The sequence below is a fragment of the Acinetobacter halobius genome (assembly GCF_044130335.1).
Classification (GTDB): Bacteria; Pseudomonadota; Gammaproteobacteria; order Pseudomonadales; family Moraxellaceae; genus Acinetobacter.
Map to the genome: position 1 here is coordinate 1 of NZ_JBIQOD010000033.1, position 12,535 is coordinate 12,535.

The following is a 12,535-nucleotide window of genomic DNA, read 5'->3' on the forward strand; positions in this document are numbered from 1 at the left end:
CAGTATTCTGATGTGACAAAACCTGAATCCTTGTAGTTGAAGTGTTTGTTCGCACTTATATTTTAACTACTTTGGACTCAGGTTTTTTATTTAAACAAAACTATGGGACAGCAGTGGGGGCTTCCTCTCCTTTGTGGAGAGGTTGCCAAAACATCGACAACAGAAATCCTCTTGAAAAATCAAACAATAAAACCTAGTCTGAGCATATTGGACTAGGTTTTTTGTTATGCGTATCTTTCGAAAATTACATCAAAAGCTCAACTGGACTGCGACTCGTTACGTTGGTGTCGTGGTGGGCTTGCTGGCTCTAACTTACTTAAGCTCAGCGGTTTATCATACTGTTAAACCACTGCCTGATGGGTTGGACTATACTGGCAAATTACGTCATGCCGATGTCAAATTTATTGCAGATCAAACCTATATTGATGCACAAGGTAAACAGCAACAAGATCACCATATTTTCAACGAAGTGTTTAAGTTGATTGAAGATGCACAAACCACGATTGTGCTGGATATGTTCTTGTTTAATGATGAAGTGGGGACATCTCAAGTATCACAACGGGCGTTGACTCGTCAGTTGACCGATGCATTGATTGTCAAGCGTAGCTTGCATCCGAATATTGAAATCAAAGTCATCACTGACCCGATTAACTCAGTCTATGGCGGGCTCTTACCTGAGCATTACCGTAAACTGCGTCAGGCGGGTGTGGATGTGATCGAAACTGATTTACGTCCGCTCCGTGCTTCTAACCCTGTTTGGTCAGGTTTTTGGTATATCTGTTGTCAAAATGCAGGCAATAATCCCGATGGTGGTTGGTTAGGCAATCCGTTTGGGGATGGAAAAATTACGCTACGCAGCTATTTAAATCTATTTAATTTTAAAGCCAATCATCGCAAAACTTTAGTGGTCGATACCGCACAAGGTTGGAAGACCTTGGTGACATCTGCGAATCCGCATGATGGCAGTTCGCGACATTCCAATGTGGCGCTGTTGGTGACAGGCAATACCGCAATTGATGTCTTGAAAACAGAGCAAACTGTGGCTCACATGTCTCAGGGCGATGTACCGATGGTGATTATGGGGGAGTTTGAAGCCAGTCCATCCCAGCCTCAAGTTCAAGTGCTGACTGAAAAAGCAATCCTAGATGCAACACTCAACTTGTTGAATAACGCAAAAGCCAATGATCAGATTGATTTGGCGATGTTCTATTTGTCTGAACGTCAAATTATCAATGCTTTAAAAGATGCACAGAACCGTGGCGTTAAACTTCGGATTTTACTCGATCCCAATAAAGATGCATTTGGTCGTCAAAAGAATGGAATCCCCAACCGCCAAGTTGCGTCTGAGCTTAACGATGCCGGTATTACAGTGCGTTGGTGTAATACTCAAGGGGAACAGTGTCATAGCAAAATGGTTTTAAAACGCCATGCGCAAGAAGCAGAGCTCATTTTGGGTTCAGCGAATTTTACTGCACGTAATTTGAAAAATTATAACTTGGAGACTAATTTACGTGTGATTGGTCAGTCTAAAGCAGCGGTGTTTACAGATGCTCAGCAATATTTTGATGGGGCATGGTCGAACTTAAATGGTCGTCAAATGAGTGTGGACTATGAGCAATATAAAGATGAGTCAAAACTCAAATATGGGCTATACCGCTTTATGGAGTGGAGTGGTTTGTCGACGTTTTAATTTCGAATTCCTTTTTCCATTTCTTGCCGTTTCATGAAAAGCGGTACTTCTCCTATATTGTGCAAGATGAAAAATCCCTCTTTTTAAAGAGGGATTGAGGGAGATTTAATTTTTAAGATTTTACTGCTCAGGATTGGGCGGGATGATTTGATCCAAATCTTTATCGGTCATCTTATCGAGTTCATGTAGATCGGTTTTGATTTTCCATTTTTCAGCATCTTCTACTGGACTTGGCAGACGTGCTTCTAACCAGTCACAAATCACATCGGGTGGAAAGTCAGCGTGGTTACACTGAATGACCCATGCTAAGAATTGCTTGGCTTCACCATTCATGTACGGTGGAGGTGAGACAGGTAAAAACTGTGTCGGGAGGCGCTCATTTTTAGAAATATAGTTCAACACATGCCCAAGTTCTTGCACGGTTTGCCATGCCAAAGGATGATCTACATCAATTTGGAACTTAAACCACCACGCACTTTTTCCATCTGTACCATAAGCATCAATCAGATTTTTTTGAATACTGGGAACTTTGCAAAAATATTCATAGAGTCGATCAAAACTTAATTCAGCCACGGCGTGATCATCCAATACAATTATAAACTAAGGCTAAGTATAAACTGAAAACTCCTGTGATTTTTGATTTTCAAAGAAATCCAGTTTGTCACCTTATAGCGACGATAACCAGCAATGATCTAAAATCGACAGTTTGTACATTTTTTATCCATTAAATTGGTTTAAAATAATAATATTCACCTCAGTGGAGGAAGATGATGAAATATTTAAAAATAATCTATGGAATAAGTTTACTCAGCTTATTTCCTGCACTGAGTTTTGCTCAACCAGTGACGCGTTATTATGGAAAACCGCTGACTTCGCAAACGCAACGTTTTCCAACTTATGCGGGGCCTTATCAGGGTTTAACCACGCGACCTACATCACCGCCTCCAATTGAGCCTCCTCAGCACAGACCACCTCCGCACCATCCTCCTCATGGCGGGTATCCGATGCGACCAGGTGTGAGTATTATTTATCGAGCACCTAGTTATTCAACTTATAGTCAGGAAACCAATAGCTATGTGTATGGGGATGGTGATTCCAGCATTGAAAGTCGTGATTATGTATTGATTACCGATTGGCGACGTTTAGGGCTACCAGACCCACCTGAAGGCATGCACTGGATTTTTGAAAATGGACGTTATGCTTTAGAGCCGGATTCAAAATAAATGAATCTTTGATTGATACTAAAAACCCTCCGTTGTTTAGACGGAGGGTTTTTTAGTGGTCAATAAAAATTAAGCGAGTTCATCATCTTGTGGACGTGGTGTTTTGCCTTCAGCTAAGGGTTTGTCGGCATGTTTATCCCGAATCACCGAAGGATAATTCCATGACGCATAACGGACCACCAGAATGGCAAGAGCCATAATTAATATTGAGCCTGTGATAATGACTAAATCCATATCGGCTTTGTGGTCGTGTTGGATGTCCGAAATGAGTAGCCGAGTGAGGGCAGTGATCGCAATATAAATTAAGAAACGAACAGGCATGTGGTTGGTTTTAAAGTAGATACCGACCATTGCACCCAGCTCTAAGTAGATGAATAACAGTAAAATATCATCAATCGAGGCGTACTGTTTAACGGTTAGGATCTCATAAACAGTATGACCAGCCGACCAAATCACCATACAGCCAATAATAAATAAAGCCACATAGTGAAAACTTTCTACTGCAGTATTGCCTAATTTATCGAGGAGGGTTTCAATTTTCTCTATTTTAGGATCACGGTTGGTCATGCTAGCCTCCTCATACTTTGCGGATATTATATTGAATCATATGCAAATTTCATGCAAATGACGAGAAGTTGATTATAAAAAGCTGACGTTAAAAAAAACGCCTGATTGGTCAGGCGTTTTTTATCGTGTTTAAACTAATTAAGCTTGGTTGGTGAAGTAGTCTTCAGAAAAGTTCATGATAACTTCTGCACCCGCTTTTACTTTTGCAATACGTAAGTCGATTTCAGGCAAAATACGCTGTGTAAAGTAAGCCGCAAGCGCTAATTTGTTTTGATAGAAATCACCATCTTTGGCTTTGGCCGCATTGGCAATTTTTGCAAACATATAAGCAAAGCTAAGTAAGCCGACTGCATGTAAGTAATCCACTGCTGCAGCATTTGGAAACTCTGCACTTTCAGCAGCACGTTCAAGAATATACTTGGTTACTTCTTCTACTTCAGTTGCTGCATCGAGTGTTGCATCTTTAATGAAGTTTAGGTCAGCGTCTAAGCTGTTAGCAAAGTCACGGATTTCAGAAATGTAGTCTGCGATAAATGCACCACCACATTTAATGGTTTTACGACCAATTAAATCTTGAGACTGAACACCGTTCGTACCTTCGTAGATTTGTGCAATACGTAAGTCACGTACACATTGCTCCATGCCCCATTCACGAATATAACCATGACCACCGAAGACCATTTGCGAATCAATCACTGCATTAAAAGCAGTATCGGTTAAATAGGCTTTTGCAATTGGAGTTAGCAGTGCCACACGGTCATTGGCTGCTTTCACCGCTTCAGGGTCTGTTGAGAACTTGGTGATATCAAGTTGTTGACCGACATAGACAGCAAAGGCACGCGATGCTTCGTTGTTCGCACGTGCATTCAGCAACATACGACGAACGTCACCATGCACAAGAATGCTGTCTGCAGGCTTAGCAGGTGATTGAACACCTGATGCACTACGACCTTGTAGGCGGTCTGTTGCGTACTGTGCAGCATTTTGGTAAGCAAATTCAGATGCACCTAAACCTTGGATACCCATCGACAAACGTTCGTAGTTCATCATCACGAACATCGCCGCAAGGCCTTCATTTTCTTTACCGACCAAGAAACCCTTGGCACCGTCAAAGTTCATCACACAAGTCGCAGACGCTTTGATCCCCATTTTATGTTCAATTGAACCTGGGCCTGCTGCATTACGTTCACCGACAGAACCATCTGCATTCACCAAGAATTTAGGTACGATGAATAATGAAATACCACGTGAACCCGCAGGTGCATCTGGTGTTTTCGCTAGAACCAAGTGAATGATGTTTTCAGCTAAGTCGTGGTCACCGCCAGTAATAAAGATTTTAGTCCCTGTAATGTTATAGGTGCCGTCTTCGTTACGTTCAGCTTTAGTTTTGATAATGCCTAGATCTGTACCTGCATGTGGCTCCGTTAAGCACATTGTTCCAGACCATTCACCTGAGTAAATTTTAGGTAAATACGTTTCTTTTTGCTCTTGAGAGGCATAGCTGTTCAGTGCCATACCAGCACCAACAGAAAGTAGCGGATAGAGCATGAATGATGGGTTGGTTGCGAACAGCATTTCATCTGCAAGAACGGTCAGCATTTTAGGCATGCCTTGACCGCCCCATTCTTCATCAGCTGCTAAGCCAATCCAACCGCCTTCAGCATATTGTTTAAATGCTTCTTTAAAACCAGCAGGTGTGGTGACTGCACCATTGCTATAAGTTGCACCTTCTTCATCACCTGTACGGTTTAAAGGCAGGGTAACGTTCTGCGCAAATTTAGCCATTTCTTCGAGGATCGCTTCAGCCGTTGCGCTGTCTACATGAGCAAGATTTTCATTAGACTGCCAGAACTGTTCAGCATTGAAAACGTCATTGAGGATAAACTTCATATCCGCAAGTGGGGCATTATAAATTGGCATGTTCGTTCACCTGTTTATTGTTTGAATCTCTGTAGACTTAGGACAGCTTAATGGACAACGGTGGATGTTGTCAGATGACCCAAGCGAAATAACGCTCTATTTATAAAGAAAAAGGACCGTCAAAGCTATGACCGTCCTTTCTCTATTTCTGTACTCAAGAGTACAACATTTCAAATATCAACTGAGATATTCAGCTTAGAATGCAAAATGTTCTGCATCTAATGCGAGTAACGGTTCTACACCACCAGCAATCACGTCAACGTGTGAGCGAACACGTGGAAGAATCTTCTTGAAGTAGAAGCGAGCTGTAGTAACTTTCGCGTTATAGAAGTCAACTTCAGTTGTCCCAGCAGCAAGTGTTTCTTGAGCCACAAGTGCCATACGTGCCCATAGGTAAGCAAGGGTGACATAACCAGAGAAGTAGAGGTAATCGACTGCTGCAGCACCCACTTCATTTGGGTTTTGCATTGCTTTCATACCAATTTGCATTGTGAGGTCACCCCACTCTTTGTTCAGCGCAGCAAGTGGTTCAACAAATTCTTGCATTGCAGCATTGTCTTTGTTCGCTTCGCAGAATTTGTGAACAATCTTAGTGAAGTCTTTCAACATTGCACCTTGAGTACCCAAAACTTTACGACCTAATAAGTCTAATGCTTGGATTTCTGTTGTTCCTTCGTATAGACACGCAATACGTGTATCACGAACGATTTGTTCCATGCCATGCTCTGAAATAAAGCCGTGACCACCAAACACTTGAACACCGTGTTTTGCAGACTCTGAACCTGTTTCAGTTAAGAATGCTTTTGCAATTGGAGTCAGTAGAGACAAGATGTTGTCAGAGTATTTACGCTCTTCTTCTGTCGCACCTTGCTCAACCACGTCTGCATGTAGAGACAATAAGTAAACCAGTGCACGACCACCTTCAGCAAATGCTTTTTGTGTTAAAAGCATGTTACGTACAGCAGGGTGAACAATGATAGGATCTGCTTCTTTTTCTGGGGCTTTAGGGCCAGTCAGTGAACGCATTGCTAAACGGTCTTTTGCATAAGCAAGTGCACCTTGGAATGAACCTTCAGATGCCGATAAACCTTGAACTGCTGTACCAATACGAGCAGTGTTCATGAAGGTAAACATGCAGTTTAAGCCACGGTTTTCAGGTCCAATCAGGAAGCCTTTTGCGTTATCAAAGTTGATCACGCAAGTTGAGTTACCATGGATCCCCATTTTGTGTTCGATTGAACCACAACGTACTGCATTACGTTCACCGACAGAACCGTCTGCATTTAGATTGAACTTCGGTACGATGAATAACGAAATACCTTTGGTACCTTTAGGCGCACCAGGAAGACGAGCAAGGACGATGTGAACAATGTTCTCCGCCATGTCGTGCTCACCCGCAGAGATAAAGATTTTCTCGCCTGTGATTGCATAGCTACCATCTGCCTGTGGTTCAGCCTTGGTACGGATAATACCCAAGTCAGAACCTGCATGGGATTCAGTTAAGCACATGGTACCTGTCCAAACACCTGAAACAAGGTTTGGTAAGTACGCATCTTTTTGCTCAGCTGAACCGTGGTGTTCTAAAGTACGTACTGCACCATGAGAAAGACCAGGGTACATACCCCAAGCCCAGTTCGCAGTACCGACCATTTCAGAAATCACGTTACCTAAAGAAACTGGTAGACCTTGACCGCCATATTGCTCTTCAGCAGAAAGAGATGGGAAGCCTAATTCGATATATTTCTGATACGCTTCTTTAAAGCCTGTTGGCGTGGTAACAACGCCATCGTTCCATGTACAACCTTCACGGTCACCGCTTTGGTTGATTGGAGATAATTCGTTTTCACAGAAATCTGCAGCAGCGTCTAAGTATTGGTCAACCAATTCACGGCTTACGGTTTCCTGAAATGCAGGCAGTTTAGAATAATGTTCTTCTGCCTTAAGTAACTCATGCAGTACGAATTGCATATCACGTAAGGGCGCTTTGTATTGTGGCATCTCGTTTTCCTCAATACTGGTTTAACCAGCTTATAATCCTAATAAACATAAAAACGTGTCTTCATTGACACGTGTTGGAATGGTTCAATCGTGCAACATCTTCTAATTTGGTACAAGCGTTTCAGGGGCTTTTCTTGGTGACTGTAAAGTCAAACAAATATTATTTAAAATCGCTAAGTGGGTTGAGTGTAAACAGTTTTGGCTGTTCTAGCATGACATAAATAGTCAAAAAGCGTAAAAAGTTATGTCCAAGAAAAAAGGCGCAGAATGCGCCTTTGAACTGAAACTATCTTTTTAAGATGCTTGATTTGGAGCTGGAACGGGTGGTTTTGGTTGGAAGTGAACCATACATTTACCATCCACGGTCTGCGTACCAACTTTTATTTGAACAGATTTACCATCTGATTGGCCTTGGCAAGCTTTAGCCATAGCTTCTTGGCGCGCTTGACGTTCAGCTAAACGCTGAGCATATTGTTTGGTCAGTTCAGCACGTTTTGCATCGGTTAATGGCTCACCGTGTTGCATATGCATGCCACGGAACTCACCACGATCACCTTGCATAGGTGCCTGTCCAGCATGATCATCTTCCATTGGTGGACGTTCGCCACGTTTCATTTCATCACGGTTTGGTTTAAATGAAATGGCGCAGGTACCATCTAAGTTTTGTTCACCTGCTTTAATTTGTACCGCTGTACCTACTGCCTTGCCATCGCAGGCTTTTTTCATGTCTTGCATGACTTGTTTATGTTCAGCGCGCATTTCTTTAAATTGCTCGCGTTGTTCAGGGGACATTCGACGGTCGTTCTTGTCATGACCATGCATGCGTTGAGGTTGGTCTATATCTTTTGGAGGCTGGGTTGATTGACAGGCAGTCAATGCGCCTACAGATAGAATACTGGCAGTGGCTAAAGCAATTTTTGTCATCTTATTCATGTGTAATTCCCCAATAAAGAGCAGGTGATTTTTGATGATTAAAGATTAAGTAATAATGATGTAGAAACAATGGAGAGTTTTTTAGCACAGTGTTCTATACAATACGAAATGAGAAGAAAAAACTGAGATATGTGTTTTGAAAATTCGTCGCGTACCGATTGCCTTACGCTTATTCCTGACCGTCTTGCTGACCACGTTGGTGATTACCACGGTGAGTTTGGGCGTGTTACATTGGACGATGCAAAAGAATTTTGCTAAATACGTTGCAGATGTGGAAATGCAAAAGCTCGATCATTTGATTGACAACTTGGCAGGTGTGTATAGCACTTATCATGATTGGGGCAATGCCATTCAAGCACAGATTTTACAGATTGAAGGTAAAGCGGATCCTGACGATTATGACCGGCTCTCGCATTGGTGGTTAAGACGGCAATATGATATTGCGTTACAGCAGCGTTATTTTGAAGAACATACTTTTGCGAATCTCCCGCCAACTTTGGCCAAAGCTGATCAAGGAAAACCATTACTTGATCAAGATGAATTGAAATGGTTAGAGCTTAATTTACCGTCAGAATATCAACCTTTTGAAGGGCTTAAATTTCCATTGAGGTCGAATGAAAATGCATTTCGCCCCCCTGAACGCAAAGATGGCAAAGCACCACCAAAGGAAAATCAGAAAAAGCAATTTATCTCAATGCCAGACCGTTTAGGTTTGAGCTCACGTTTATCTTTATATGACGCCAAACAACAATTCGTTGTTGGTGAGCCATCTTCAGACCAAGTTTCATATCGCCCCATAATTGTGGATGAAAAAATAGTCGGGTATTTGGGCCTAAAACCCGTGCTTGATCAAGATGATGCACTGAGTATTAACTTTTTTAGCAATCAGAAACGTTATTTATTATTGGCTTATGGTTTAACTGTTTTTGCCAGTTTGATTGTTTCATTATTATTGGCAACGTATTTTAAACAACCGATTCAGCGACTTTTAAATGGTACACGTGAACTGACGAAAGGTAATTTTCAGCATCAAGTTAAAGTGAATCGAAACGATGAGCTGGGTGATTTATCCAATGAGCTCAACCAATTGGCGGTGATTTTAGATCAGCATGAAATTTCACGTCGTCAATGGGTGTCGGATACTTCGCATGAGTTGAAAACACCGTTGGCAGTGTTACAAGCGCAGATTGAAGCGATGCAAGACGGTATCCGAAAACCAACGCCTGAGCATTTTGCCTCGATGTTACGTCAAGTGACCAGTTTGAAAAAGTTGACTCATGATTTGGCAGACTTAGCACAAGCTGAAGCGCAGCAATTAAACTGTTATTTTGCAAGCGTAAATCCATGGGCGGTGATTGAGCAAGAAGTGGAAAACTTTAAGCCCAAATTTGAACAAGCTCATTTAAGCATCAGTGTTGAAGGTGAGGGGGCTGAGTTACAACTTGATATTGACCGCTTTAAGCAAATCATGGTCAATTTGTTGGGCAATAGTATTCGTTATACTGAAGCCGGTGGACAGGTTCGTATTCATACTGAACAATCTGCAACAGATTGGACAGTCTACGTTGATGACAGCCCTTATGGTTTAAGTGACGAACAGTTGGCACGACTCGGTGAGCGTTTTTACCGTGTAGATGACTCGCGGACGCGGAGCACAGGTGGTACGGGTTTAGGTTTGGCTTTATCTGCTAAACTGGCGCAAGCTTTAGGTGGCGAATTGAGCTTTGATCATTCGCCTTTGGGTGGTTTACGTTGCAAGTTAACGTTCCCAAAAAAATGAAACACAAAAGGAAGTATGTATGAAACATATTATGCTGGTTGAAGATGAAGTAGAACTTGCACAATTGGTCCGCGATTATCTTGAAGCAGCGGGCTTTGAAGTCAGTATGTTTCACGATGGTCAGGACGCATTTGATAGCTTTACGCAGCGTAAACCGAGTCTCATGATTTTAGACTTGATGGTGCCGCGTATGGATGGTTTAACCATTTGCCGTAAAGTCCGCGAACAGTCGGATTTACCGATCATTATGGTTACCGCACGTACCGAAGAAATTGACCGCGTGCTTGGCTTGAACATGGGGGCAGACGACTATGTGTGTAAGCCCTTTAGCCCGAAAGAATTAGTGGCGCGTGTCCAAGCCGTGTTACGCCGTTTAGAGCGCAAGGCTGAGCCTGAAGATCAGTCTTTATTCCGTATGGATAAAGCGCAGCAACGCATTTGGTATCAACAAAAGCCTTTAAACTTAACACCGACCGAGTTTCGTTTACTGGAGTTGTTTTTAGAGCATGTGGGGCAAGTCTATTCACGTGCACAGTTGCTGGATCATATTAATCCAGACAGCTTTGAAGTGGCTGACCGTGTGATTGATAGTCATATTAAGAACTTACGTCGTAAGATTTCGGATGCAGCTGAAACAGGCAACCGTCATGAATGGGTTCAGGCAGTATATGGTGTAGGTTACCGTTTTGAATATCCTGAAGATTAATTCAGTTGTCTAAACAATAAAAAAGCGGATAAGTCTTAGGCTTATCCGCTTTTTTATGCATTCAGGGGAGGGAGTAAGCAAAAATGACAGTCAGTTTGAATGCGAAATTGCTAAAGCGAGACGGGACAATCGGCGATTTTAAAGGGCAAGACTGGTTGATCGCCTGTGCAAGCGGTACAATTCATTTTTTTATCAGATGAGCATGTGTTTTGAGCAGCGAGACGCCTAAACTTCAGCGCCGTTTAAAGAACCGCCATATTCAATTGATCGCCATGGGTGGCGCAATTGGTACAGGTTTGTTCTTAGGTTCAGCACATATTATTGAATCTGCTGGCCCATCCATTATTTTGGGTTATATGATTGGCGGTTTGATTGCATTTTTAATTATGCGTCAGCTCGGTGAAATGATTGTGCATGAGCCAGTGACGGGCTCATTCAGCTACTTTGCCTTTAAGTATTGGGGGCGGTTTTCAGGCTTTTTAACAGGCTGGAACTACTGGGTACTGTATATCTTGGTGGTGATGACTGAGCTGACCGCGATTGGCAAGTATGTGAATTACTGGTGGCCACATATTCCTGCGTGGGTCTCGGTGCTGGTGTTTTTTGTGGTGATCACACTGGCCAATCTTGCCAATGTCAAACTATATGCGGAGTCTGAGTTCTGGCTGTCGATAATTAAGGTTGTGGCGATTATTGCCATGATCATCTTCGGGGTTTATCTGTTATTGACGGCTGATGTCGGTTCCACTGCCTCCATCACGAACTTATGGGTACATGGCGGGTTTTTCCCACATGGCTTTGAAGGCTTGTTTTATATGTTGGCCTTTATGATGTTTGCCTTTGGCGGCATTGAGCTGATCAGTATGGCGGCTGCGGAAACCGAAGATCCTGAAAAGAACATTCCAAAAGCCGTCAATCAAACGGTGATTCGGGTTTTTCTATTCTATATTTGCTCGCTGGCGATTCTTTTGTCTCTGGTGCCTTGGAATCAATTGGATTTGGGTGGCTTAGATAAAAGCCCATTCGTACTTATTTTTAAGCAAATGGGCATTGATTGGGCAGCGCATTTACTCAATTTTATTATTCTGACTGCATCGGTTTCTGTTTGTAATAGTGGCATGTATGCCAATAGTCGCATGCTTTTAGGTCTGGCCGAACAAGGCAATGCTCCACAAGTTTTTAAGCAGGTGAATCGACAAGGGACACCGATTGCGGCGGTTTTATTTTCAGCATTACTGATTTTCGGTTGTGTGCTGTTAAATTACTTCTTACCTGAAAAAGCGCTCAGTTATCTGATTTATATTGTGGTCAGTGCGGCGGTGCTGAATTGGATGATGATCAGTTTGATTCATCTTAAATTTAGACAGAGTATGAAAAAACAAGGCATTCAAACCAAGTTTCCAGCGTTGTTTGCACCGTTTAGCAATTATTTTGTTTTAGCCTTTATGCTGATGATTTTATATATCATGTGGAATCAAGGCTTTATGCTTTCAGTATTAATGCTTCCTGTCTGGATCCTCGTGCTCTTTGTTTTATTTAAAACATTGAAGCCGAAGAAAAGCTAAAGCGTAGGTAACGATGTTGAAAAGGACTCAATATGACACTGCTGTCCCATAGTTAGACTTAAATAAAAAAACCTGAGTCCAAAGTAGTTAAAATATAAGTGCGAACAAACACTTCAACTACAAGGATTCAGGTTTTGTCACATCAGAATACTG

At 42.3% G+C, this 12,535-nt stretch carries 10 protein-coding genes; 5 read left to right on the forward strand and 5 right to left on the reverse strand.

The window, feature by feature from the left end; all coding sequences use genetic code 11:
* The first annotated feature begins 226 nt into the window (after nucleotides 1–226).
* Nucleotides 227–1,690, forward strand: coding sequence for a phospholipase D family protein (locus ACE01U_RS16790; RefSeq protein WP_086210424.1), 1,464 nt, complete (start codon nucleotides 227–229; stop codon nucleotides 1,688–1,690).
* 120 nt (nucleotides 1,691–1,810) lie between these two features.
* Here ACE01U_RS16790 and ACE01U_RS16795 read toward each other — a convergent pair whose 3' ends face one another.
* On the reverse strand, nucleotides 1,811–2,263 hold the full coding sequence (locus ACE01U_RS16795) for a hypothetical protein (RefSeq protein WP_110974671.1): 453 nt from the start codon (nucleotides 2,261–2,263) through the stop codon (nucleotides 1,811–1,813).
* Between the two features lie 194 nt (nucleotides 2,264–2,457).
* Here ACE01U_RS16795 and ACE01U_RS16800 point away from each other — a divergent pair, with 194 nt between their 5' ends.
* Nucleotides 2,458–2,913 (forward strand): RcnB family protein, encoded by a 456-nt coding sequence (locus ACE01U_RS16800; protein WP_228156976.1) that lies wholly within the window; start codon nucleotides 2,458–2,460, stop codon nucleotides 2,911–2,913.
* 69 nt (nucleotides 2,914–2,982) lie between these two features.
* Here ACE01U_RS16800 and ACE01U_RS16805 read toward each other — a convergent pair whose 3' ends face one another.
* The 4 genes from ACE01U_RS16805 to ACE01U_RS16820 all read right to left on the reverse strand — a co-directional run bounded on the left by ACE01U_RS16805 (nucleotide 2,983) and on the right by ACE01U_RS16820 (nucleotide 8,331).
* Nucleotides 2,983–3,480, reverse strand: coding sequence for a phosphate-starvation-inducible protein PsiE (locus ACE01U_RS16805; protein WP_110974673.1), 498 nt, complete (start codon nucleotides 3,478–3,480; stop codon nucleotides 2,983–2,985).
* 138 nt (nucleotides 3,481–3,618) lie between these two features.
* Nucleotides 3,619–5,400 carry an acyl-CoA dehydrogenase C-terminal domain-containing protein gene (locus ACE01U_RS16810; protein WP_086210420.1) on the reverse strand — a complete coding sequence of 594 codons (1,782 nt, stop codon included), beginning with the start codon at nucleotides 5,398–5,400 and terminating at the stop codon, nucleotides 3,619–3,621.
* Nucleotides 5,401–5,595: 195 nt separating this feature from the next.
* Nucleotides 5,596–7,398 carry an acyl-CoA dehydrogenase C-terminal domain-containing protein gene (locus tag ACE01U_RS16815; RefSeq protein WP_395579996.1) on the reverse strand — a complete coding sequence of 601 codons (1,803 nt, stop codon included), beginning with the start codon at nucleotides 7,396–7,398 and terminating at the stop codon, nucleotides 5,596–5,598.
* Between the two features lie 294 nt (nucleotides 7,399–7,692).
* A complete protein-coding gene (locus ACE01U_RS16820; protein WP_395579997.1) occupies nucleotides 7,693–8,331 on the reverse strand; it encodes a hypothetical protein in 639 nt (212 codons plus the stop codon).
* A 136-nt stretch (nucleotides 8,332–8,467) separates the two neighbouring features.
* Between ACE01U_RS16820 and baeS the strand changes: the two genes are divergently transcribed.
* The 3 genes from baeS (at nucleotide 8,468) to ACE01U_RS16835 (ending at nucleotide 12,382) form a co-directional block, all read left to right on the forward strand.
* A complete protein-coding gene (gene baeS / locus ACE01U_RS16825) occupies nucleotides 8,468–10,111 on the forward strand; it encodes a sensor histidine kinase efflux regulator BaeS (RefSeq protein WP_086210417.1) in 1,644 nt (547 codons plus the stop codon).
* Between the two features lie 19 nt (nucleotides 10,112–10,130).
* Nucleotides 10,131–10,817: a response regulator gene (locus ACE01U_RS16830; RefSeq protein WP_004983596.1), complete on the forward strand. Its 687-nt coding sequence runs from the start codon at nucleotides 10,131–10,133 to the stop codon at nucleotides 10,815–10,817.
* 209 nt (nucleotides 10,818–11,026) lie between these two features.
* The gene (locus ACE01U_RS16835; RefSeq protein WP_395579998.1) at nucleotides 11,027–12,382 is read left to right on the forward strand and encodes an amino acid permease; all 1,356 of its coding nucleotides are present in this window, start codon (nucleotides 11,027–11,029) and stop codon (nucleotides 12,380–12,382) included.
* Nucleotides 12,383–12,535 lie beyond the last annotated feature (153 nt).

Coding starts and splice junctions, on each gene's coding strand:
- ACE01U_RS16820 (WP_395579997.1), bottom strand. CDS start 8,331: ATGAATAAGATGACAAAAATTGCTTTAGCCACTGCCAGTATTCTATCT.
- ACE01U_RS16790 (WP_086210424.1), top strand. CDS start 227: ATGCGTATCTTTCGAAAATTACATCAAAAGCTCAACTGGACTGCGACT.
- ACE01U_RS16800 (WP_228156976.1), top strand. CDS start 2,458: ATGATGAAATATTTAAAAATAATCTATGGAATAAGTTTACTCAGCTTA.
- ACE01U_RS16810 (WP_086210420.1), bottom strand. CDS start 5,400: ATGCCAATTTATAATGCCCCACTTGCGGATATGAAGTTTATCCTCAAT.
- ACE01U_RS16805 (WP_110974673.1), bottom strand. CDS start 3,480: ATGACCAACCGTGATCCTAAAATAGAGAAAATTGAAACCCTCCTCGAT.
- ACE01U_RS16815 (WP_395579996.1), bottom strand. CDS start 7,398: ATGCCACAATACAAAGCGCCCTTACGTGATATGCAATTCGTACTGCAT.
- ACE01U_RS16830 (WP_004983596.1), top strand. CDS start 10,131: ATGAAACATATTATGCTGGTTGAAGATGAAGTAGAACTTGCACAATTG.